At 67.0% G+C, this 23,366-nt stretch carries 21 protein-coding genes; 9 read left to right on the plus strand and 12 right to left on the minus strand.

Translation table 11 applies throughout. The features are described 5' to 3' along the window. Nucleotides 1-243: 243 nt before the first annotated feature. On the minus strand, nt 244-588 hold the full coding sequence (locus AB0H00_RS15260; RefSeq protein ID WP_357266052.1) for a nuclear transport factor 2 family protein: 345 nt from the start codon (nt 586-588) through the stop codon (nt 244-246). Next, nucleotides 585-1,019 carry a MarR family transcriptional regulator gene (locus tag AB0H00_RS15265; protein ID WP_357266054.1) on the minus strand — a complete coding sequence of 145 codons (435 nt, stop codon included), beginning with the start codon at nt 1,017-1,019 and terminating at the stop codon, nt 585-587. The genes AB0H00_RS15260 and AB0H00_RS15265 overlap by 4 nt, the downstream gene beginning before the upstream one ends. A 438-nt stretch (nt 1,020-1,457) precedes the next feature. Here AB0H00_RS15265 and AB0H00_RS15270 point away from each other — a divergent pair, with 438 nt between their 5' ends. After that, a complete protein-coding gene (locus tag AB0H00_RS15270) occupies nt 1,458-2,579 on the plus strand; it encodes a serine/threonine-protein kinase (RefSeq protein ID WP_357266056.1) in 1,122 nt (373 codons plus the stop codon). 111 nt (nt 2,580-2,690) lie between these two features. Here AB0H00_RS15270 and AB0H00_RS15275 read toward each other — a convergent pair whose 3' ends face one another. Continuing rightward, nucleotides 2,691-3,326: a response regulator transcription factor gene (locus AB0H00_RS15275; RefSeq protein WP_357266058.1), complete on the minus strand. Its 636-nt coding sequence runs from the start codon at nt 3,324-3,326 to the stop codon at nt 2,691-2,693. A 222-nt stretch (nt 3,327-3,548) separates the two neighbouring features. Next, nucleotides 3,549-4,841, minus strand: a complete 1,293-nt coding sequence (locus AB0H00_RS15280; protein ID WP_357266136.1) for a PspC domain-containing protein — start codon at nt 4,839-4,841, stop codon at nt 3,549-3,551. A 309-nt stretch (nt 4,842-5,150) separates the two neighbouring features. Between AB0H00_RS15280 and AB0H00_RS15285 the strand changes: the two genes are divergently transcribed. Both AB0H00_RS15285 and AB0H00_RS15290 read left to right on the plus strand, forming a co-directional pair. Beyond that, nucleotides 5,151-6,758: a PspC domain-containing protein gene (locus tag AB0H00_RS15285; protein ID WP_357266060.1), complete on the plus strand. Its 1,608-nt coding sequence runs from the start codon at nt 5,151-5,153 to the stop codon at nt 6,756-6,758. After that, on the plus strand, nt 6,751-6,972 hold the full coding sequence (locus AB0H00_RS15290; RefSeq protein WP_357266061.1) for a hypothetical protein: 222 nt from the start codon (nt 6,751-6,753) through the stop codon (nt 6,970-6,972). The genes AB0H00_RS15285 and AB0H00_RS15290 overlap by 8 nt, the downstream gene beginning before the upstream one ends. A gap of 331 nt (nt 6,973-7,303) precedes the next feature. Here AB0H00_RS15290 and guaA read toward each other — a convergent pair whose 3' ends face one another. Further along, nucleotides 7,304-8,875, minus strand: coding sequence for a glutamine-hydrolyzing GMP synthase (gene guaA, locus AB0H00_RS15295; protein ID WP_357266063.1), 1,572 nt, complete (start codon nt 8,873-8,875; stop codon nt 7,304-7,306). 120 nt (nt 8,876-8,995) lie between these two features. Between guaA and AB0H00_RS15300 the strand changes: the two genes are divergently transcribed. Further along, entirely contained in the window at nt 8,996-9,796 is an 801-nt protein-coding gene (locus tag AB0H00_RS15300; protein WP_357266065.1) for an alpha/beta fold hydrolase, read from the plus strand. Between the two features lie 213 nt (nt 9,797-10,009). Here the strand turns inward: AB0H00_RS15300 and AB0H00_RS15305 are convergent, their stop codons facing one another. Together AB0H00_RS15305 and guaB are read right to left on the minus strand one after the other, a co-directional pair. After that, nucleotides 10,010-11,170, minus strand: a complete 1,161-nt coding sequence (locus tag AB0H00_RS15305; RefSeq protein ID WP_357266067.1) for a GuaB3 family IMP dehydrogenase-related protein — start codon at nt 11,168-11,170, stop codon at nt 10,010-10,012. A gap of 284 nt (nt 11,171-11,454) precedes the next feature. Further along, complete coding sequence (guaB, locus tag AB0H00_RS15310; RefSeq protein WP_357266069.1) at nt 11,455-12,999, minus strand: IMP dehydrogenase; 1,545 nt, start codon at nt 12,997-12,999, stop codon at nt 11,455-11,457. Nucleotides 13,000-13,328: 329 nt separating this feature from the next. On the opposite strand from guaB, the gene AB0H00_RS15315 reads away from it, so the two are divergent. After that, complete coding sequence (locus tag AB0H00_RS15315; protein WP_011207424.1) at nt 13,329-13,742, plus strand: DUF5319 domain-containing protein; 414 nt, start codon at nt 13,329-13,331, stop codon at nt 13,740-13,742. Nucleotides 13,743-13,898: 156 nt separating this feature from the next. On the opposite strand, the gene AB0H00_RS15320 is transcribed toward AB0H00_RS15315, so the two are convergent. From AB0H00_RS15320 to AB0H00_RS15330, 3 genes are all read right to left on the minus strand, one after another. Further along, entirely contained in the window at nt 13,899-15,053 is a 1,155-nt protein-coding gene (locus tag AB0H00_RS15320) for an anti-sigma-D factor RsdA (RefSeq protein WP_357266071.1), read from the minus strand. Beyond that, complete coding sequence (locus AB0H00_RS15325) at nt 15,046-15,624, minus strand: sigma-70 family RNA polymerase sigma factor (RefSeq protein ID WP_357266072.1); 579 nt, start codon at nt 15,622-15,624, stop codon at nt 15,046-15,048. The genes AB0H00_RS15320 and AB0H00_RS15325 overlap by 8 nt, the downstream gene beginning before the upstream one ends. A gap of 133 nt (nt 15,625-15,757) precedes the next feature. Continuing rightward, a complete protein-coding gene (locus AB0H00_RS15330) occupies nt 15,758-16,630 on the minus strand; it encodes a hypothetical protein (protein ID WP_357266074.1) in 873 nt (290 codons plus the stop codon). A 625-nt stretch (nt 16,631-17,255) separates the two neighbouring features. Here AB0H00_RS15330 and AB0H00_RS15335 point away from each other — a divergent pair. The 3 genes from AB0H00_RS15335 (at nt 17,256) to AB0H00_RS15345 (ending at nt 18,797) form a co-directional block, all read left to right on the plus strand. Next, on the plus strand, nt 17,256-17,549 hold the full coding sequence (locus AB0H00_RS15335; protein ID WP_357266076.1) for a WhiB family transcriptional regulator: 294 nt from the start codon (nt 17,256-17,258) through the stop codon (nt 17,547-17,549). Nucleotides 17,550-17,968: 419 nt separating this feature from the next. Then, entirely contained in the window at nt 17,969-18,544 is a 576-nt protein-coding gene (locus tag AB0H00_RS15340) for a sigma-70 family RNA polymerase sigma factor (RefSeq protein WP_357266138.1), read from the plus strand. Nucleotide 18,545: 1 nt separating this feature from the next. Further along, nucleotides 18,546-18,797 (plus strand): hypothetical protein, encoded by a 252-nt coding sequence (locus AB0H00_RS15345; protein WP_357266078.1) that lies wholly within the window; start codon nt 18,546-18,548, stop codon nt 18,795-18,797. Nucleotides 18,798-19,053: 256 nt separating this feature from the next. Here AB0H00_RS15345 and groL read toward each other — a convergent pair whose 3' ends face one another. Next, nucleotides 19,054-20,664 (minus strand): chaperonin GroEL, encoded by a 1,611-nt coding sequence (gene groL / locus AB0H00_RS15350; RefSeq protein ID WP_357266080.1) that lies wholly within the window; start codon nt 20,662-20,664, stop codon nt 19,054-19,056. A 141-nt stretch (nt 20,665-20,805) separates the two neighbouring features. Beyond that, nucleotides 20,806-21,105 carry a co-chaperone GroES gene (groES, locus tag AB0H00_RS15355; protein ID WP_014981824.1) on the minus strand — a complete coding sequence of 100 codons (300 nt, stop codon included), beginning with the start codon at nt 21,103-21,105 and terminating at the stop codon, nt 20,806-20,808. A gap of 573 nt (nt 21,106-21,678) precedes the next feature. On the opposite strand from groES, the gene AB0H00_RS15360 reads away from it, so the two are divergent. Further along, a complete protein-coding gene (locus AB0H00_RS15360; RefSeq protein WP_357266082.1) occupies nt 21,679-23,073 on the plus strand; it encodes an Hsp70 family protein in 1,395 nt (464 codons plus the stop codon). Nucleotides 23,074-23,366 lie beyond the last annotated feature (293 nt).

Genomic DNA, 23,366 nt, shown 5'->3' on the forward strand with positions numbered 1-23,366 from the left:
TGAGCAAACGCCATGCCCTCTTCCAGGGGCCGCCGTGGCGTTGCTGGATGGTGCTGCCATCGCCAGCCGCACGAATGAGACCAGATCGGCGCCGAGGTCACGTCCAACCGCGACATCCAAGACCACCCCGCAACACGACATGCGGAAATTCACCGAAACAACATCCCGACAACCGATTGCCGCTCGACAGCACCAGGCCACCACTGGCCCGGCACAGAAGACGTTCCGTCATGGGGTGAGGTTTCAGGGGCGGCGTTGCAGGGAGGACAGTCCCCATAGTTCAGCAATGCGGCCGTCGCGCACCCGGAAGATTTCGAGCATTGTCGGCTCTGGCTGATCGGGAATGCCGTGCACGCTGGTGCGGACGGCGACGGTGTCGTTCTCGACGATCATATCCTCGACGATGACCTGCGCCTCAGGGAATGTCTCGTGGAACCGCTGCCAGGATCGGGTGACGCTGTCGGGACCTGTCATGTCGAGAGGGTGGCTGTAGAAGTCGGCGGTGAAGATGTCTTCCGCGGCATCGTGGTTGCGGGCGTTGAACGCCGCATACATACCTCGAGCCACCGCCCGCACGTCGTCGGTCACGAGTTCTCCAGTTCGGTTGTATTCGCGCGGATGCGCTTCAGCACATCGAGCACGACCTGTTGTTGCCGCGCGGTGATGCCGTCGAGCAACCGTTGCTGATATTGCTCGTGAGCTCGCTCGAGATCGGCAGCCGTTCGCTCGCCGACGGGCGTCAGCGCAGCAAGGGTGTAGCGGTTGTCGGCCGGGTCGAGGCGGCGGCCGAGCAGTCCCTGGGTTTCCAGCTGCTTGACCAGCCGAGTGAGGCTCGCCCCGTCGATACCCAACGCTCGACGCAGGTTGCTGTGGCTGGTCTCCCCGTCACGCCGCAACCGGACCAGTATCTGGACCTGATGGGGACTGCGGTTGACATGCCGGGCAAACGCCTGCCGAAGTTCGGAACAGGCGCTGCCGAGCTCACGAAAGAACATGTCTTCGGGGGGCTCTGCACGCACCCATCTATTAGTATCATCAACTATTGACGGCATCAAGAATTAGCGTGGTCTTACCGCAATCCGCGCGGTCGGTGACAGTTACAGCCTGTAAACCATTCCGGGGTCGCCCGCGGTATCCCGCGCGGGTGCCTACGGATGCCTGCTCGTGATAGATCACCGGTACGCCGTACACGGTCTGGCCGGCGAGAAGTGTGCATATCGCCGACGACCACGCGATTCGATCGCCGACCGCGCGGGGATTCACCGCTACCCGATGTGGTGCGAATCCGGCGCGTGCCCGGCTACGACATCCGCCCACCGTTCATCGGTATGGTGAGTGGCACGCATCCGAACCGGTTGCCCCAAAGGTCGGCGTGGCGAGCCCCCAGTCCCCCATGTCTCGTCCCGGCGTGGCCACGAATCAGGCCCGCTGGCCTCATTTTCCGCTACCCTGCACCCGTGACCGAACGCGCTCGTCCCACTGTCGGCCCCGATTACCTCGTCGCAGGCCGTTATCGTCTGCAGTCGAAGCTGGGCGGCGGCGGCATGGGCGCGGTCTGGCTGGCGCACGACCGCTTGCTCGACCGGGACGTCGCGATCAAACAGGTCCTCACCACGGCCGGGCTCGACGAGGAAGAAGCCAACGCCGTCCGCAATCAGATCATGCACGAGGGCCGGGTCGCGGCCAAGCTCTCGCATGAGCACGCCATCGCCGTGTACGACGTGGTGCTCGAGGCCGGTGAGCCCTGGCTGGTGATGGAGCACCTGCCCTCGCGCAGCGTCGCGAAAGCGCTGGCACTGGTCGACACACTGCCGCCGATCGAGGTCGCGCAGATCGGCGCGCAGGTCGCCGACGCACTGGCCGCCGCACACGCGGCAGGCATCGTGCATCGAGATATCAAGCCGGGCAATATCCTTGTGGCCGACCGTGGCCCCATCGTCGGCATGGCCAAACTCAGCGACTTCGGTATCTCCCGCGGCGCGGGAGATCTGTCCGACGAACCGGACGGCGTGATCACCGGCACCCCCTCCTACCTTCCCCCGGAGGTGGCGCGTGGCGCGCAGCCGATCAAGGCCAGCGACGTGTTCTCGCTCGGCGCAACGCTCTACACCGCGATCGAGGGGCAGCCGCCGTTCGGTTTCGACGAGAACAGCGACGTCATCGTGCAGCGTGCCGCCATGGCGCAGATCATCCCGCCGAGCCGCAGCGGCGTGCTCACCCAGGCACTACTGCACATGATGGAGCCCGCACCGCAGCGACGTCCCACCATGGCCGAGGCGAGGGATGAAATCCTCACTGCCGCTTTCGGTCCCGGCACCGGACCGTACATCCTCGGTGCTCCGGTACGGACCGAAGACGGAACCATCCCCGCCTGGGCAGCACGCAATTCCGCATCCGGCCTGCGCAGCCCCCACTCCACTCCGCTCCCCCGACCGCACCGCAACCCCGTCGGCGCCACCGCGGCCCCCCCACTCCAACGCGCCAAAACCTCCCAGCCCAGCAATGCCCCGCTCGCCATTGCCGTAGGCCTCCTCATCGGCCTGATCATCATCATCGCCATTATCGTCGCCGTCATGTAGCCCGCGGGCCGCAGCCACACTGCATGCTTCGAAAGGGACTCTTCGCATACCTGGTATGTCCTCCCACACCCTGTGGCATATGCGGGGAGTCGCGCTGGCTTGTGCAGCGGTTCAGTCGATGCGGCGGCGGTGAGCCCATCGGGTCAGGGCGTTGCGATTGGACTGCTGGGTTTTGCGGAGCACGTTAGAGGCGTGGGTCTCCACGGTTTTGACCGATATGAAAAGAGATTCGGCAATTTCACGATAGGTGTAGCCGCGGGCAAGCAGGCGCAGGACTTCCAGTTCACGGGGTGTCAGGGAGTCCAGCTCGGGGTCGAGCGGGGGCTCGGGCACCGAAGACTTTCCGGTGAACGAGTCGAGCACGAAGCCGGCCAGCCGGGGACTGAAGACCGCGTCGCCGCCTGCCACCCGACGAATACCGTCCGCCAGTTCTGATCCCGAAATAGTCTTGGTCACATACCCTCTGGCTCCGGCGCGGATCACCGCGATCACATCTTCGGCGGCGTCGGACACGCTCAGCGCCAGGCACACCGGCCCCGGCTCGATGCCCGACAGCACCGCGACTCCACCGCCGTCGGGCATGTGCACATCGAGCAGGACGACATCCGGTCGCGCAACGTTGATCCCCGCGATCGCGTTGGCCACCCCCCCGGCCTCGCCGACCACCTCCATATCGGTTTCCCGGCTGAGCTCCGCCCGCACACCCGACCGGAACACGGCGTGATCATCAACGAGAAAGACCCGCACGCTCTCCCGCCTCTCCGCGTCTTTTGGCCGTACTAGTTCGGTGACGCGGGATTTGCGTTCAGCTCCGGCGTTGGGTACCACCCGTGTTCTGGGTGTACCTGGTGAGTTACCCATGCGCTCCCCCGCCTCTCCGGGTATTCAGGCCGTACTAGTTGAGTAGCGCGGGATTTGCGTTCAGGTCCGGCGTTGGGTATCACGCGCGTTCTGGGCGTACCCGGTGAGTTACTCATGTTCGCGCAAGATCAATTGTCCGGTTTGCTCTGCCACCTTAGCCGGTTCAGTCATCGCCGGAGAATCCTGAGATGCGGCGGTGGGATTCGCTTCATCGCACTGACCGCCGGAATCGCTGCGCGGCATGATGATTCGAACCTCGGTGCCACGGCCCGGTGTCGACAGGATTTCTACCTGGCCGCCGCGGCGCTCGATTCTGCCCCGGACGGATTTTGCCAGGCCCTGGCGGTCCTGTGGCACGGACGTGAGGTCGAAGCCCGCACCGCGGTCGCGGACGAAAATGCTCACCTGGTGCGGCTCGGTCTCGGCGAACAGGTCGATCTCAGGGACGCCCGCGTGCTTCGCTGCGTTGACCAGCGCTTCCCTGCTTGCGCCGAGCAGCGCGGTGAAGCGTTCCTTCGGCAGACCTGCTTCGGAGCCGTCGGTGTCCATCGAGACGTCTCCCACGGTGACCGGCGTCACCTTCACACCGTGCTGATCCTCCACCTCGCCCGCGATGGTGCGCAGGGCGGCCGCCAGACTGGACTGGGCCGGAGCGGAATCCTCGAACAGCCACTTGCGCAGTTCCCGCTCCTGGCTGCGGGCCAGCCGCACAACCTCCTGCGAGTCGTCGGCCTGCCGCTGGATGAGAGCGAGGGTCTGCAAGACCGAATCATGCAGATGGGAAGCGATCTCCTCACGTTCCTCGTTACGGATGCGGGCAGCGCGCTCAGCGTTCAGCGCACGCATCATGCGCAGCCACAGCGGCACGGTCAACAGTCCCGCGCCGACCAGCGTGACCGCCACCGCGATCAGCGCGGACCCGAGCGAACTCAGATCGATCCTGGCCAGCACCACCACACCGAGACCGACCACCACCAGTGTCGCGCCGGCGACGATGCGCGACCAGGTCACCACCGAAGGCCGCGCGGGCAGACCGAGCAATGAGCGCGGCCCGTCGACGTCGTATTCCCGCCACACCAGCGCCGCGCCGATCGCGACCACGATCACCGGCGCGATCACCTTCGCCGCCGTCCCGCTGAACACCCAGGACACGGCGATCGCGAGACCGAGCCCGAGCATGGCGAGCCCGATGGCCTGGCGCCGCTCCGTGCCGGAGGGCTTCACCAGGTCGGAGCCACCCGGCGTGAAAATCCACAGCAGCCCATACCCGACGATGCCTGCCCCCGCCAGTGCGGAAAGCAGCACGAACGTCATCCGCACCTTGAACACATCGACACCGAGATGATCAGCGATACCGCCTGCCACCCCGCCGACGATCCGGCCACCGGACCGGCGCACCATCCGCACCGGCGGCTCCTGTCCCGGGGCCAGCGCGGGCGCGGGGCCGAGCCCGCGCGCAGCGTCGAATCCCCGAATGTCGGACGCTGGAGCAGACGGGTACATGCCTTCGATACTGGCACGAGCATCCCACCATCGGCATCGGGAATCACCCTGATCCCGCCATATCACCCGCTCCGACCGGGGTCGCGCGGTCTTCGATGCTCCGATCACGTAGTAGCCGAACAATTGCGTATTCAGTTGATGGTCCAAAAGGATCCAGAGATTTTTCAGGGTTCCCCCCGATGTGCCGGTGCGTGAATCGGGCCCACCATGAGAAACATGACGAAAACGAGCTTCGGCGATCAGCTCCAGCAGATATGGCACACGCGGCCCGTGCGGTTGCCGCGGCAGGGCCCGATCGCGGGCGTCGCGGCGGGGTTCGGTCAGCGCTATGACGTGGACCCGGTGCTGGTCCGGGTGGCTTTCGTGGTGTCGACGATCTTCGGCGGAGCGGGCATCGTGCTCTACCTGCTGGCCTGGCTGCTGCTGAGCGAGTCGGGCTACCAAGCGTCGGCAGCCGAGTCGCTGCTCGGCAAGGGGCAGAGTTCGCAGTCCCAGACCAAGACCATCGTGCTGATCGTGGCGCTGGCCATCGCGGTCAGCACGATGGGCCCGGTCGGAGTGGGTCTCGGCGGATCCGGCCTGATCAGCCTCGCGTTGATGCTGGCAGGCTGGTGGATGCTGCATATGCGCACCCCTGAGCCACCGCCGGGTACGACCACCGTGTTCGGAGAGTTCACCCCGGACGGCGGGATCACCGCCACCGGCTACCCCGGCGCCGTCTTCCCCCAGGGATCACCCCGGACCGTCGGTGCCATGTACACGCCGCCGACCAGCGTTTACACGCCCTACACGAAGCTGCCGGATTCATACATCCCCGAGGCACCGGTGCCCGGAGCGCAACCTGCGTACGGTGACGCCGAAACCTCCCTGCTGGACAAGCGCGATACCGAGGACGCGTCCGGCATGCATGAGGACGCGCGCAGTGACGCCGAACCCGCGCTGTCCGACAAGTCGGCAGTGCACACGACCTCGATAGCTGCCGAAACCGAGCGCCTCAGCCCGACAACGGCATCGTCACCGACGACCGGCTCCCTTTCGCTCGGAAAAGAGTCCGGGGACTCCCCGGCAGCCAGCAACAAACCCACCCCCGTCCGGAGCGCGAACCGCTCCGCGGCGGTCGCAGGCTCCGCATTCACCGGCAGCCCCACCCCACCTTCTTGGGACCCCCTCGGCGTCGCCCCGCTCGCCTGGGACCTCCCGGAGCCCCCACCCGCCCACGCCCTCGTCGCCCCGGCACCGAAGCGTCCCCGCTCCCGGTTGACCCCGGTGGTGATCGGCCTGGCCATCCTCGCGGCTGCCGGCGCGGGCGCGGCGGCAGCCTCGGGCGTGGAATGGATGACGCCCGGCCGGATCGGAGCGGCGGCGCTGGCGGTGATCGGTCTCGGCCTGGTGCTCGGCGCGTTCCTGCGTCGCGGCTACGGTCTGCTGGTACTCACCGCCCCGCTCGCCGGATTCGTACTGCTCGCCTCCGCGATCGGCCCGGTCGAGTTCGACCGTGGCACGATGGGCGAGCACACCTGGGCGCCGACCTCGGTCACCGACCTGTCATCGGACTACAAGGTGACCATGGGCTCCGGCACGCTCGACCTGCGTGCGCTGAACCTGACCGAGAACCGCACCGTGGACGTCGACGTCCAGATGGGCGACGTCCACGTGCTGGTGCCCTCAACCATGACGGTGCGCACCAACTGCACGGCGACCATGGGTGAAGCGCGGTGCGTCAACGGCATCAGCGGCCCGAACACCCCTGGTGCGCCGGTGCTCGACCTGAACGTCGATGTCCGTGCCGGAAGTGCGGAGGTGCAACGTGGTTGAGACCGAGAACACCGAAGCGACCACCGAGCGTCCCCGCGGCCCGTCCGCCTCGCTGCTCATCGTCGGGCTGCTGGCCCTCGCGGTGAGCGTGTGGGCATTCGTCGGCCCCGCGTCCTGGCCCGCGGCCAGCATGATCCCGATCGGATGGATCGTGGTGCTCGCCGCGATCATCATCGGCATCGTGCTGGTCATCTCCCCACAAAAACAGCCCTGAGCACACGACGATGCGAACCCGATGGCCCGTCCACACGACGGGCCATCGTCATTGGACGACAGGAAAGCCCGATGGAACACGAAAGTGTCAGAGACCAAGCATCACCCGTTCCCGGCCCGGCTCGCATCCGCGCAACCGATGCATCCGCCACGAAGCGCGCCAGCCGCAGTCGCTCCGCATAGAGCCACGCAGGCCGCGGACACCCCGCGCCACGAGCGGACAGATCAATACCGCGTTCACGACCCGACGCAACCACATCGGCCCAACCCCCGCTTCCGAGCGCAGCGAGACCGAGCATTGCCCGTTCGCGGCGCTGCAAATTAGATACGGCTCACTCCCACTCGATGGTGCCCGGTGGCTTGCTGGTCACATCGAGGACCACGCGGTTGACTTCCGGGACCTCGTTGGTGATCCGGGTCGAGATCCGTTCCAGGACGTCGTACGGGAGGCGAGTCCAGTCGGCCGTCATCGCGTCTTCGCTGGAGACCGGGCGCAGCACGATGGGGTGGCCGTAGGTTCGGCCGTCGCCCTGCACGCCGACGCTGCGGACATCCGCGAGCAGCACCACAGGGCACTGCCAGATCTGACGGTCCAGACCGGCCGCAGTCAGTTCCTCTCGGGCGATCGCGTCGGCCTGGCGCAGCGTGTCCAGGCGCTCCGCGGTGACCTCGCCGACGATCCGGATGGCGAGACCGGGACCGGGGAACGGTTGGCGGGCAACGATTTCCTCCGGCAACCCGAGTTCGCGGCCCACCGCACGGACCTCGTCCTTGAACAGCAGCCGCAGCGGCTCGACGAGTTCGAACTCCAGATCGTCCGGCAGACCGCCGACATTGTGGTGGCTCTTGATGTTCGCGGTACCGCTGCCGCCGCCGGACTCCACGACGTCTGGATACAGCGTGCCCTGCACCAGGAACTCGACCTTCGGCGTCGCATGGTCGGTGCCCTGCTCGAGCACCACATCGCCCACGGCGTCCTCGAAGGAGCGGATGAACTCCCGCCCGATGATCTTGCGCTTCTCCTCGGGATCGGTGACGCCCTTCAGCTCACCGAGGAATTTGTCGACCGCGTCCACGGTCACCAGCTTGGCGCCGGTCGCGGCGACGAAGTCCTGCTGCACCTGCTCGCGCTCGCCCGCCCGCAGCAGGCCGTGGTCGACGAACACGCAGGTCAGTCGATCGCCGATGGCGCGCTGCACCAGCGCCGCGGCCACCGCGCTGTCCACACCGCCGGACAGGCCACAGATCGCATGCCCGGCACCGACCTGCGCACGCACCGAGGTGACCAGCGCGTCGGCGATATTGGCGGGGGTCCAGGTGGCCGGAATGCCCGCGAGCTCGTGCAGGAAGCGGCTGAGGATCTGCTGTCCGTGTGGCGAGTGCAACACCTCGGGGTGGTACTGCACACCGGCCAGGCGGCGGTCTCGGTTCTCGAACGCGGCGACCGGGGCACCCGCGGTGGTGCCGGTGACCTCGAAGCCCTCGGGCGCGTCGGTGACCGCGTCGCCGTGGCTCATCCACACCGGCTGGATGGTGGGCAGGCCGCCGTGCAGCAAACCGCCGTCGATGTTGAGTTCGGTGCGGCCGTACTCCCTGGTGCCGGTGTGCGCGACCGTGCCGCCGAGGGCCTGCGCCATCGCCTGAAAGCCATAGCAGATGCCGAAGACCGGCAGACCGAGATCGAACAGTCGCGCATCCAGCTTCGGCGCGCCCTCGGCGTATACGCTGGCCGGGCCGCCGGACAGGATCACAGCCAGTGGCTGCCTCTCCGCGATCTCCTCCACCGTCGTGGTATGTGGAATCACCTCGGAGAACACGCTCGATTCGCGGACCCGCCGTGCGATCAGCTGGGCGTACTGTGCTCCGAAGTCGACGACGAGGACCGGTCTCTGGGTTTTTGCCACCAGCACAGTTTAGTGAGCGGGCCGTTCGAACGAATCATCGGCACAGCGGCCGCGTGAACGGCGGATCCGACCGCCCAAATCCCCCCGCGCGCCCCGGCGCCGCTGGTTATCCTCTTGCACGTGCCATTCGCCCGCGCGATCGATGCCGATATCCATTATGAAGACAGCGGCGGCAGCGGTCCGGTGGTGCTGCTAGCGCACGAGTTCTTCATGGACCGCACCATGTTCGCCGCCCAGATGGCCGCGCTGGCACCGGAATTCCGGATCGTCTCCTGGGATGCGCGCGGCCACGGCCGCACCAGGGATGAAGGTTTGCCGTTCACTTACTGGACTGCCGCGCGCGACGCCCTGACGGTGCTCGATCACCTCGGCGCCGAACGGGCTGTAGTCGGCGGAACCGCACAGGGTGGCTTCACGGCGTTGCGCACCGCGCTGATCGCGCCCGAACGCGTCTCCGCACTGATCTTGATCAGCACCGACGCACACGGCCCTACCCCCGAACAGTCCGCCGCCACCCAGAAATTCCTGGCCGAATGGTACGACAACGGCTCCCGCGAACGGGCCGTGCACCAGTTGGCCTCCTGGCTGATCGGCGACGACGAGTGGTACCGCTCGATCTGGACCAAACGCTGGCTGGTGCGCGACCGGCGCGAGATCGAGGTCGCGGCGGGATGTCTGCTCAGCCGGGATTCGGTGCTGGAGCGGCTCGACGAAATCACCTGCCCGGCCTTGGTGATTCACGCCACCGACAGCGGCATCGCCCGCGAGCGCGCCCAGCAGTTGGCCCGCGGGCTCTCCGGCGCCACGTTCGTCGAAATCGCCAACGCGCGACTCGCAGTGACGATGACCCACCCGGAGCCGGTGAACCATGCGATCCGGCAGTTCCTGCGGGCCAGGACGGCACCGACCCGGGCGCGTTGAAACCCGCCCACACGGGCACCGCGTCCGTAATCGGAAAGCCTTTCGGGACAAGGCTGGAGGCAGCATGCTCAACGACGGCCGACGGTGAGCGAACAACGCGGCGCGGCCTTTGCCACCTACCTGCGCAACCTATCTGCCACTTGGCAGACGTTGGAGGTGCGAGTCTTATGAGCGCCGTTCGCGGCGCCGCAGGCGCTGCGAATCAGAGACAGCTCAGGCGCGAACGCTGAGCCCGACCTTCTGGAACTCCTTCAGATCCGAGTACCCGGCCTTGGCCATCGAACGCCGCAGACCGCCCACGAGATTCAGCGACCCGAACGGTTCGTCCGACGGACCGTAGAGCACCCGCTCCAGGCTCGGGCGCACGGAAGCGCCGTCCTCGCCACCGAGATCCCACGGGTCGTCCACGTGCAGCAGCGAACCCCGCGGCACCGACGGGTGCGCGGCGGCCGACGGCCAGTACCAGCCGCGGCCCGGCGCCTCCGCGGCGACAGCGAGTGGCACGCCGAGCACAGCGGCGTCGGCTCCGCACGCGATCGCCTTCGCCAGCTGGCCCGAGGTGGCGATGTCACCGTCCGCGATGACGTGTACGTAGCGGCCGCCGGTCTCGTCGAGGTAGTCGCGCCTTGCCGCGGCGGCGTCCGCGATCGCGGTGGCCATCGGCACCCCGATACCGAGCACCTCGCCGGTGGTGGTCGCGCCGGGATAGGAGCCGTAGCCGACGATCACGCCCGCCGCGCCGGTACGCATCAGGTGCAGCGCGGTACGGTGATCGCTCACACCGCCGGCGACCACCGGCACATCCAGTTCGGCGATGAAGGTCTTGAGATTCAGCGGCTCACCATCGCTGACATGTTCGGCGGAGATGATCGTGCCGTGCACCACGAGCAGGTCGACGCCCGCCTGCAGTAGCGCGGGAGTGAGCGTGCGCGCGTTCTGCGGGCTCACCCGCACCGCGACGGTGACACCGGCCGTACGAACCCGCGCAACCGCGGAGGCGAGCAAATCCGGCTGCATGGGCGCGGCATGCAATTCCTGCAGCAGCGACACGGCCCGTTCATAGCCGCCCTTACCGACGAGCTCGACCAACTGGTCGATCTTCGCGGAGACGTCTGCATGCCGCGCCCACAAGCCCTCACCGTTGATCACGCCGAGACCGCCGAGGCGGCCGAGCTCGATGGCAAACTCCGGCGACACCAGCGCGTCGGTCGGATGCGCGAGGCATGGGATCTCGAAGCGGTAGGCGTCCAGCTGCCACGACAGCGACACCTGCTTCGACGAGCGGGTCCGGCGCGAGGGGACGATGTCGACATCGTCCAACTCGTAGGTACGCCGAGCGGTCCGGCCCATGCCGATCTCCACCATGTCGCGCACGCGAAATCTCCTTAATATTGGCCGCGGCTGTGTTTGTTTGGCAGCGCCTGCGGCGCTGCGTGTTCGCGGCCCGGCTCGTGTCCGAGTGACCGAGACTCGCCTGCGGCGCATGCGCTTCGGTCGCTCGAACGAGCCGGGCCGCGAACGGCGCTCGCGAACTCGCGCCTGCAGTGGTTACCGGTAGCGGGACGATCGGACGGTGCCGCCAGCCAACTCACCGCCACGGCCTCTGAGCAAGCTCGATCATGCACGGACCGATCGGTCCTGTATATGAACCTAGCGGGCTAGCCGCGGCCGGTGTAGTTAGGGGCCTCGACGGTCATCGTGATGTCGTGCGGGTGGCTCTCCTTGAGACCGGCCGCGGTGATCTGCACGAACTGCGCCTCCTGCAGGTGAGCGATCGACTGTGAACCGGTGTAGCCCATGGCCGCGCGCAGGCCGCCGACGAGCTGGTGGATGACCTGGTTGACCGGACCACGGAACGGCACCCTGCCCTCGATCCCCTCCGGCACCAGCTTGTCCTCCGCCAGCACGTCGTCCTGGAAGTAGCGGTCCTTGGAGAACGATTTGGCCTGCCCCCGACCCTGCATAGCGCCGAGCGAGCCCATACCGCGGTAGCTCTTGAACTGCTTGCCGCCGACCAGGATCAGCTCGCCCGGCGATTCGGCGGTGCCCGCGAGCAGCGAGCCGAGCATTACGGTGGACGCGCCCGCGGCGATCGCCTTGGCGATATCGCCGGAGAATTGGATGCCGCCGTCGGCGATCACCGGGACCCCGGCGGGCTTGCACGCGGCGACCGCCTCCATGATCGCGGTGATCTGTGGCGCGCCGACGCCGGCGACCACGCGGGTGGTGCAGATGGAGCCGGGACCGACACCCACCTTCACCGCGTCCGCGCCCGCCTCGACCAGGGCGGCCGCGCCCTCCCGGGTGGCCACGTTGCCGCCGATGACCTGGATCCGGTCACCGACCTCGGTCTTCACCTTGGCGACCATCTGCAGTACCTGCACCTGATGACCGTGCGCGGTGTCCACCACGAGCACGTCGACGCCGGCGTCGGCCAGCGTCATGGCGCGCGACCACGCGTCCTCGCCGACACCGACCGCGGCGCCGACCAGCAGGCGGCCGTCGCGGTCCTTGGTGGCGTTCGGGTACTGATCGGTCTTGACGAAGTCCTTGACGGTGATGAGACCGCGCAGCCGTCCGTTCCCGTCGACGATCGGCAGCTTCTCCACCTTGTGGCGGCGCAGCAGGCCGAGCGCGGCCTCCGCGGTCACGCCCTCCTGCGCGGTGATCAGCGGAGCCTTGGTCATCACATCGGCGACCCGGCGATTCTGATCCACCTCGAAACGCATGTCGCGGTTGGTGATAATGCCCACAAGCGCACCGGTCTCGTCCACCACCGGAAGGCCGGAGATACGGAACCGGGCACACATCGCGTCGACCTCGGCGAGAGTGTCGGTCGGACGGCAGGTGACCGGGTCGGTGACCATGCCGGCCTCGGACCGCTTGACCGTCTCCACCTGAGCAGCCTGATCAGATGCCGAAAGGTTGCGATGCAATACGCCCATGCCGCCCGCGCGGGCCATGGAGATGGCCATCCTGGCCTCGGTCACCGTGTCCATGGCCGAGCTGACCAGCGGGGTGCGCAGGCGGATCTCCCTGGTCAACCGGCTGGATGTTTCCACAGAGCTGGGGATGAGATCCGAGGCGGCAGGCAGCAGCAGCACATCGTCGAACGTGAGGCCGAGCATGGCGATCTTGTTCGGATCGTCGCCACCCGTAGGAGGGCGGACTGCGATTCGTTCGCCCGATACGGGATTACTCATTCGGATCGACCCCTCCTGGACGTCGATTAGCGACCGATGCCGGACGAACCGGCATCGTGGCGGCTGATGGAATGGACGGTGGCGGTCGGCGGAAATGGTGTTCGGGACCGCCGTCGCCTGCCACCCATGGTATCTGTCCCGCGAACTCGCCCCGACCGCGCCTCGCTGACGCTCGGGATCCGTCGCGCGCGAGGGCGCCTGGGCCGATGGTTCATTCGTTACGCGCCCATGGTTCACTCGCTACGCTGACTCACGGAAGTGAGCCCATCGCCGAAACTTGCACGCCGCATAGCTGGCGCAGACCACCCTGTTCTGCGTACCGTGGGGATGTGCGTGACCATCTACCACCTGGCTTGCCGCCGGATCCGTTCGCCGGAGACCCCTCCGACCCGTCCGCCGCGCTCGATGCCATCGAGCCCGGCGAGCCGCTGGATCCCCACGAGCGCCTTGCGGTCGAGGAGGATCTCGCCGACTTGGCGGTATACGAGGCACTGCTGGCCCACCGTGGCATTCGCGGACTCGTGGTCAGCTGCGAAGACTGCAGACAGGACCACTACCACGACTGGGACATGCTGCGCGCCAACCTGCTTCAACTGCTGGTCGACGGGACGGTCCGCCCGCACGAGCCCGCCTATGATCCGACGCCGGAAGCGTACGTCACCTGGGATTACTGCCGGGGCTACGCGGACGCCTCGATGAATGAGGCATTCCACGGCGACGGGTTCGACGGATTCGATAGCTGAGCGAGTCCTACTGATTCCTGCGCGAGCCTTTCGAGGCTCGCGCAATTCGACGTACGCCGCCGTGATCTTCGACGCACACGATCACGGTTGCCGCACAGGAACGACAGAAAACCGACCGCCGGAGGGCGATCGGTTATGTCTTGTTCGAGGTTCTTGTCAGCGACCGGGCAGGGATGATCCCGGCACACCCGGCAGGCCTGGTATGACAATGGTCGGCGGTTGGTAGTCCTGGGTCGGTTGGATCTGAGTCGGCACCCGTGTGATCGGCTGCTGCGGCGGCGGCACGCTCGGCGGCCCGGTGTCGCCCGTGGGCACGGCAACCGTCGGCTTGCTCCCGGTGTCGGGCGCAGTCGGAGGCGACTGCACCTGCGTGCTGGGTTCGACAGGGGGCTGCTGCGGCGTGGTCACCACCGGCGGCGACGCGGTCGTCGGCTTGCTGCCGTTCGGCGTGGTCGCATCGGTGGAATCCGAGGGCTTCCCGGACGGCGCCGAGGGCTTTCCGGATGGCTCCCCCGGCTGCTGCAGGATCGTCGGCGCGGTGCTTCCGCTGGTCGGCTTCGGCTTCGAGGTCGCGTGAGTCTCGGAGGTCGGCCTCGGTTCACCCGACTTCGGCACCGTCGTGTCGAGCTGATCGGCCAGCTCCGGCGACAACTTGCGCAGTTCGACGAGCAGACGGTCCCACTCGGTCATCACTTCGTTGCGCTTCTGCGGATCGTTGATCTGCGCGGCGTTCTCCTTGGCCCGCTCCAGACGCGCCTTCGCCTGCACCGGATCCTGGGCGACCAACGTCGATGCCTCGGCCAGGTCGTTGTCGGCACGCTGCACGACGGTGGTCTGGGCCTGTTCACTGAACACGACCTCTTTGACCCGCCACAGCGGATCACCCGGCTCGGCGTTGTACGAGAACGCCGTCATGCCGCCGAAGACCAGGGCCAGTGCCGCCGCGGTTCCGGCGATCGGACGAAGTAGCCGTAGCCGCCCTCCGCTGTGCGCGCCGATGCGGACCTGACGCGCGCCGATCTCCTGATTGACCGCTGCCACGATCACATCCAAGTCCGGCTCCGCGGACATCGGCGGGGCGATCAGCTCCGCCCGCCAATCCGCGAGCAGCGTCGCGAGCTGATACTCCTCGGCGCTGTCGGTGCTCACCGGACCATCGCTGGCGATGGCATCGATCAGAGCATCGTCGCGGCGTACCGCTGCGATGTCGACCGGGCCGGAATCACCGGACGCCTCGGCGTAGGGACCGCTGTTTCGCGATCCAAGCCGCGCCTTCCAGTCACCCCGACCGCGCTCGCCATCCCTAGCCATACATTTCACCTGCCCTCGCCACTTGTGACTTGAGTTTCGCGAGTGCCCGGTGTTGGGCCACCCGTATCGCGCCCGCCGTACTGCCCACGGCGACTGCGGTTTCTTCTGCCGACAAACCCATGACCAAGCGCAGGATCAAGATCTCCCGATGCTTCTCAGGAAGCGTTGCGAGCAGACGGTTCATCTGCCTGCTCGTCTCGGACTCGAGAGCTCGTTGTTCCGGTCCCTGGTCGGTGGATATGACATCTGGTACTTCGGCCATCGCCTCCGCCTTGTTACGGGCGGCGTTGCGATGCGCGTCAGCGACCTTGTGCGAAGCGATTCCGTAGACGAAGGCCATGAAGGGCCTGCCCTGGTCCTGATACCTGGGCAAGGCGGTCATCACAGCCAGACAAACCTCCTGCGCAACGTCGTCCGCGGAGAGCTGCCCACGCTCCGCGGCTCCGATCCGCGCGCGGCAGTAGCGCACCACCAGCGGGCGGACCATCTCGAGTACCTGAGCTAAAGCGGATCTGTCGCCCTGCGCAGCGGCAGTGACGGCGAGGTCCAACTCTTCGCCCGTATGCGTCATCGTCAGAGATATTCCTGGCGTTACAAGTGGCACCGTCCGGTGACGACCAGTGCTTCCACCGAAGGGGCGGAACGGATCTAACAATAGCGACCCGCTGCCGGGAACCGGGCAACACGGTCATCTCCGCGATCACCTACCGACCACCCATGGGACGGAATACCCCGCCCCGGCGAGCGATGGTCGCGGCGCACTCGGCAGCCTCCGCCGCAGCGCCCTCGACCCCCAGCCCGGCGCGCAGCATATCGCTTGCCCACCGCAGCGGTAGCAGCCCGTACTCGCGACACTGCTCGGCGACTTCTTCGGCAAGCGACATGGACCGGTCGTGCTCACCCCCCGCCGCGGCGGCTGCGGCGAGCAGTAGGCGGGATTTGACCCGGTGCCGCACCGACGGTGCGCTTTCGGCCAACTCCATCGCGGCATCGGCGTGCCCGGTCGCAGGCCCCGAATTTCCTGCGATCAGGGCGGTTTCCGCGCAGACCCAGTGCCACCTGAGCGCGGAGCGCCAACCCATCTCCCCCGGCGCTGTCGCCGCACGACTGCGTCGCAGAAGCCGGTCGGCCAGCGCGAGCCGCCCGACGCCGAGCGCGTCGGCGGCGAGCCCGGTCAGCGCGTCGCAGAGGGCGTCGTGGCGGTCGGGGCCGTCGTCATCGGACCGTTTCCGAGTGGTCTCGGTCGCGGCGGCATCGGTCGCGAGGATCAGGGCGGCGGCGCGTCCGTCGAATGCCGCAGCGCGCGCATGCCAGCCGAGTTGGCGCAACAGTGAACCCGCCGTACTTCCCGCCAGTGAGAGGAGTACCGGGTCGGTGCTGTGATTGCATACCTTTCGCAGTTCGACCCGAGCCGCAGCGTAACGCCCCTGGCCGCCGAGTACCACCGCGCGATACCAGGAGCCGAGGGCGTCCGAGGCGGGTGGCAACTCGGCGACGGCGCGACCAGGGTCGATGCCGAAGGCGGCCTCGGCGAGGAGCGCGAGGTCAGGATCTCCTGGCGGAGCGGGCGCGAACACGGGCGCACTCTATCCTGTGGTGCGCGCGGGCTCGGCCCGCAGAAAGGAGGCCGCGGCAAACCGGCAACTTCTCAGCATTTTCGCCGTCTCTCGATGTTTCCATCAGGTAAATCTCGTCCGGCAACCTCGGGGTGTGCGCGATCGGAATTCACCCGCGCTTCGAGTAATTAACCTGAGCGCCCCATTTTTCGCCATCTCGGTTCCATACACCGCGAACGCGCCGACGACCACTGCGACCACCCCACCAACCAGCCGACCAAGGCGGGCCGCCAAAGGGACCAGACCCATAAAACGCTTCTACCTGCGCAAATAGGGAAGCCACTTACGCAGCACGAAGCCACGAACCGCTAGCCAACCGACCAGTATCGCCGGAACCGACGCAAAAAGTAAATAGCTCTGAGGTTAAATTTCCCAGCCTAGAATTCGGAGAACGGCTGCGTGGAACTATTGACGGAATTTCGCGGCTGGACCTAACGTAGCTCATCGTCACGGACGGCGCCGCGCGAAATTGCAGCGACCGAAGGCAAGCCCGAGGGCACCCTCGCCGACCCGGCGCCGTGGCCCACAACTGTTGCAGAACAACTGCTCGACAATGCTGACGAGCTCGCACTACGAGGAGTTCACCATGCCCATGCCGACCCACCTCCCCGGACCGAACGCCGATGTCTGGGATTGGCAGATGCGAGGGTCCTGCCGCGGGCAGGACTCCGCGGTGTTCTTCCATCCCGACGGCGAGCGAGGCAGAGCCCGCACGGCGCGCGAGATGCGCGCCAAGGAGATTTGCCGCAGCTGCCCGGTGCTCATGCAGTGCCGCAGTCACGCGCTGAAAGTCAGCGAGCCCTATGGCATCTGGGGCGGCATGTCGGAGACCGAGCGCGAGATGCACACGCGGCGCAACCGCCGCCGCATGGCCGTATAGACGAATTCCTTCCCATCCACACGCCGCTGGGCGCCGAATGCCTAGCAAACAACGGGCCACTGCAATTGGCCTCGGCCGAGCCGGTCACGGCAACACGGTGATCGGTTCCGCACCGAGGATCGGCGCGTGGGCTCCGATCGGTCACCACCGATCCGCCGGCCGCCGCAGCGCGCAGCTGCCGGTCCGGCGTTTTGCGACATCGCGCGGCGCGTTACGGCGTGTCCACTCCTGAGCCGCCTTGCGTGTCGGCGCTTTTCGTAAAGCCGCTGGCCTACAGGCGGTTTGTCGGCACCCCACCGGAAGGGAGGTCATAGCGGCACGCTACGGTAGTGACCGATGACACAGAATGGAGCGTTGTGACAACGCGGCCGCCAGCCGCAGAGGGCGACTCGTTCCGAAGAGAAGCCTTCCCACCCACAGTGGATTCTGCGGTTACGGCACGCGCAGCCGAAAGTATCGAGCTCGCCGCGCTTTTGCATCGATGCGGCCTGTCGGACCATGAAGCATTCGCGGAGCTGTACGACCGGACGTGCGCGCGCGTCTTCGGTCTTGTGCTGCGCGTCCTACACGATCCCGGATATGCGGAGGAGACCACCCAGGAGGTCTATCTGCAGATTTGGCGAACGGCAGCGAGTTTCGACCCGGCGAAGGGCTCGGCAGTGACGTGGTTGATGACTCTCGCGCACCGACGCGCCGTCGACCGGGTCCGCGCCGAGCAGGCCCATACCCAGCGTGAAGCCGCCTATGGGATACGGGTTCTCGGCAACGAATTCGACGAGGTCACCGAAGAAGTCGAGCGTAGGCTCGAACAACAGGCCGTCCTGGGGAGTCTCGCCACACTGACGGAGACCCAGCGGGAAGCCATCTCGCTCGCCTACTACGGCGGGCGAACCTATGCGGAGGTAGCGCACTACCTCGGCATCGGGTTACCGACCGTTAAGTCCCGTATTCGGGACGGATTGACACGACTGAAAAGAAGTTTGGGGGTGACGTGAGATGAACGAATACCAGATCGATCTCGCGCACACCGTCGCGCTCGGATCGATCGACGACGAAGACCATCACGAGGTGCAGAAACTGCTCGACAGCGAGGACCCCGTGCTACGCGCGGCGTTCAGCCAGGAAGTACGAGATACGAAGGAAGCTCTTTCCCTTCTTGCCGCAGCGACGGCGGCTACGCCGTCGCCCGCGCTGCGTGCTCGCTTACTCGCGGCCATCGCCGCGGAACAGCCACCAGTCGCCAGCTGATCCGGCGCTTCGCCACGGATTTCCCGCTCCGCATGTCCAGAACCGTAGCAGTCGGACGGACCCGCGGCCCTTGTTCCGGCCCCGCGGTCGACAGTGTGTCGAGCTTCGGAATACCTGGTACTCACCGCGAGCCACAGGTCGAGGTAGCGACTTCGGGTTGTCGAGTGCACAGACGAGGCCCCCGGGCCAAGAGGCGGTCCGAGGGCCTTGTCGTCCTGCGTTATCGTCGTCCTGCGTTATCCGAGCGGCGACGGAGTCAGTGCGCGTGTCCGTGATGACTGTGCTCGTGCTGCTCCTCGGCAGGCTTGTCGACCACAGCGCTCTCGGTGGTGAGCACCATCCTGGCGACCGAAGCCGCGTTGACAACAGCCGAGCGGGTTACCTTCACCGGGTCGACGACACCGTCGGTGAGCAGGTCACCATAGCTGAGCGTGGCGGCGTTGAAGCCCTCTTTGCCCTCGGTTACCCTGCTGACCACCACGGCCCCATCCAACCCCGCGTTGGTGGCGATCCAGTACAACGGCGCACGCAGCGCGGTGCGCACCACCTCGACGCCGACGGCCTCGTCGCCGGACAGCGAGTCGCGCAGCTCGACCAGCTTGGCGCTCGCCTGCACCAGCGCGGTGCCGCCACCGGGCACGATGCCCTCCTCGACGGCGGCCTTGGCCGCGCTCACCGCGTCTTCGACGCGGTACTTGCGCTCCTTGAGCGCGGTCTCGGTAGCAGCGCCGACCTTGATCACCGCGACGCCGCCGGACAGTTTGGCCAGCCGCTCCTCGAGCTTCTCCCGGTCCCAGTCGGAATCGGTGGCCTCGATCTCGCCGCGCAGTTGCGCGCTGCGCGCTGCGATGTCCTCCGCGGTGCCCGCACCATCGATGACGGTGGTGTCGTCCTTGGTGACCACCACGCGACGGGCCTTACCCAGCACGTCGATGCCCGCCTCGCGCAGTGAGATGCCGAGATCGGGGTTGATCACGGTGCCCGCGGTGACCACGGCAAGATCGTCGAGGAACGCCTTGCGACGGTCACCGAAGAACGGCGCCTTCACCGCGACTGCCTTGATCGTCTTACGAATCGCGTTGACCACCAAGGTGGACAGCGCCTCGCCCTCGACGTCCTCGGCGATGATCAGGACGGCCTTGCCGCTCTCGGCAATCTTCTCCAGCAGCGGGAGGAAGTCCGGAAGCGAGCTGATCTTCTCGCGGTGCAGCAGGACGAACGCGTCCTCCAAGACGGCCTGCTGGCTGTCGGCGTCGGTGACGAAGTAGGGCGAGAGGTAGCCCTTGTCGAATTGGACGCCCTCGGTGACCACCAGCTCGGTCTGCAATGTCGAGGACTCCTCGACGGTGACGACTCCGTCCTTACCCACGGCGGTCAGCGCCTTGCCGACCATCGCGCCGATCTCCTCGTCGCGCGAGGACACGGTGGCGACCTGTGCGATCGCCTGCTCGCCCGAGACCGGGGTGGCCTGCGCGAGCAACGCCTCGGAGACCGCGTCGGCGGCCTTGGCGATGCCGGAGCCGATCGAGATCGGATTCGCGCCGGCCGCCACATTCTTCAGTCCGGCCCGGACCAGCGCCTGGGCCAGCACGGTGGCGGTGGTCGTCCCGTCGCCCGCGACGTCGTTGGTCTTGGTGGCGACGCTCTTGACCAGCTGTGCGCCGAGGTTCTCGAACGGATCTTCCAGCTCGATGTCGCGCGCGATGGTGACGCCGTCGTTGGTCACGGTCGGGCCGCCGAAGGCCTTCGCGAGCACGACGTGGCGTCCGCGCGGACCGAGGGTGACCTTCACGGCGTCGGCGAGCTTGTCGACACCGCGTTCCAGAGCTCGACGAGCCTTCTCGTCGAACGCGATCTGCTTTGCCATGTATTTTGCTCCTGTATCGGGTTCACGGCGCTCCGGGTGGTTACCGAAACCACGCCAGGCAATACGCCGAAGGCGCTGGACAACGCACTCCGCCCCGGGTCGAAAGAGACACCGGGGCGGAACACATTCGTGCCTGATCGGCTACTTGGTGACGACGGCCAGCACGTCGCGCGCCGACAGGATGAGGTATTCCTCGCCCTGGTACTTGATCTCGGTGCCGCCGTACTTGCTGTAGATAACGGTGTCACCCTCCTTGACATCGACCGGGATGCGGTCGCCCTTGTCGGTGACGCGTCCCTCGCCGACGGCGATGACGGTGCCCTCCTGCGGCTTCTCCTTCGCCGTGTCGGGGATGACCAGGCCGGAGGCCGTCGTCGTCTCGGCCTCGTTGGCCTGGACGAGGATCTTGTCCTCGAGCGGCTTGATGTTCACGCTCGCCACGTTGAGCCCTCCACTTTCAGGGGATTTCGGTCGTCCGGAACTGTTGTTCCGGACTCGTCGGTTCGGTCACGATGCTGACGCCTGCGCATAGCCCCGTCGTCGCGGGTGCCGGGACCCCTGCTCAGTAGTCACACTGCTGGCACACGCACTACAACACAGTGCCGACTAGCACTCTATACATGAGAGTGCCAGCGCTCAAGGGCGGGCGGTGCCAAGTTTGCGGACGGCTCGCCCATGATGGTCGGGACTTCCTATTGGTTCAGGAAATCTGTAACGTTCGGATAACGGATTGTGACACTATTGACGACGGTCGCTGTCCGGCGCCTCGGCGCCGCCGAGGCTACGCAGGGGTACCGCAGCGTCATCGGAATAGACAGCGTCACAGAACAATCGTTCCACCCCAGCTTCACCAGAGAGCAAGCCAGACGTGATTCATGGCCGGTCCCCGAGACCCACCCGGACAAGGGGCCTGCCCTATCCCCGGTTCGGGTCGTGCGTCATCCATACAACGGTCCGGCAGTTCATTCGAGATGGTCGACGACACCACGACCATCCGCTCGAAGGGAGGTGAACATGCGAACATCCCTGGGCATTTCGGCCGGGGCAGAGGTCGTGTGCTCGGCGCTGGTCGCTACCGCGCCGAACGGCGCGCAGAGCTTCGACTACCGCGTCGTCTCCGCCGACGCGGCCAATTCCGATCTCGGCGACCTGGTGGCGTCCTCGATCGAACTGATGACCACTCAGCTGCCGACCACCCAGCCGCCGCGCGAGGTCATCCATCCGCTCGGGGCACGCAGCGCGGGCACGCAGCGCGGGCACGCGTCCGCCACCAGCCGGCCGCCCACCAGCGTGGCCGTCGCCTACCGCACCAGGGAGCAGGCACAGGCCATCCGCTCGGCAACCGGTAAGCAGCGCGAGCTACGGCTGATCCCGGAGGGCACCGCAGCGCTGACCTATCTGCGGCACACCGGCCTGCTCGACCGCTACGACACCGTCGCCATCGTCGACCTCGGCGCGTCCGGGCTCACCGTCACCATCGCCGACTTGGCCGACGACGCCATGCTCCGGTCCGATCGGACCGCGACCATCAGCGGCAAAGCCATCGACGACCTCGTCTACCACCATCTGGTGGACCAGCACTTCGCCCGGCGCGGCACCCGCCCGAACCGCGGCATGCTGACCAACCGGGGCCGCGCGGCCAAGGAGCACCTGTCGATCGCGCCCGCCGTCACCATCGACCACGTCGCCGGACGTCCGCTGAAGCTGACCAAGGCCGACTTCGAGGTGCTGATCGCCGACCTACTGCGCGACATGGCCGTGTTCGTCGCGGCGGTGTGCGCGCGGGCGCCGAAGTTCCCGCAGGCAGTCGCGTTGATCGGCGGCGGAGCCAACATCCCCGCCGCGCTGAACACGCTTACCGGCACGCTGAACATGCCGGTGTTCACCGTGCCCGATCCGGAGGCCGTCACCGCCAAAGGCGCGGCGCTGGTGGCCGATTCGGTGCAGCCCTCGGTGTTTCCGGTCGGCGCGCGCGGCAGCGATGCACCCGCCGGGACGTTCGCCAAGGTGGTCGGCACGCTCGCGGGCGCGATCGTGGTCGTCGGCCTGATCATCGGCTACGGCGTGAAGACGTTCGCGCCCACGTCGGACGACGAGGTTTCCCCAGCAGGAACGACGAGTACGGCCCCCCAGCCGCCGACGCCGCCGATACTGCCGCCGAACGGAGCGGGACCCGCCCTTGGAGGCCGGAACCAGGAGAGCACCAGCAGGCCCGGCGATAGCGCCGGACCAACCCCGGACAGCGCGCAGCCGAGCCCGACCGGCATTCCGTCCACAACGCAGGCGACCACACCGGCGCAGCCCACGCTGCGTCCGGATCCGAACCTCCCGCCGATTCCGTTCCCCGAACTGCTCGGCCCACTGTTCGGCCATCCGAGGTCGGCGCAGGGGGGTTCGTCCGGCCAGTAGCAGAGCCGCACACCAACCAGGCCCGCACGCGAGCCGGGCACCCAGCACGAGCCGCACACGATCCAGCGCCCGCACGGGCTGGTATCCCGTTCCCCTCGCGCGCGAACTCGGTTTCGGCGGCGAGCACTGACGCCGACCGGCACAGCCCAACCCGACCGACCGGCAGTCCATGTCAGTCGCGGCGCACCCGAACCGGGCCTACTCCCGGACCGGCATTCGCTGTGACCACTAGTACGGCGAGGGCCGACATATCCCACCTGACGCGACCTCCAGAACCGACCCTGTCGAGCGCG

Source organism: Nocardia sp. NPDC023852 (assembly GCF_040639505.1).
GTDB lineage: Bacteria > Actinomycetota > Actinomycetes > Mycobacteriales > Mycobacteriaceae > Nocardia.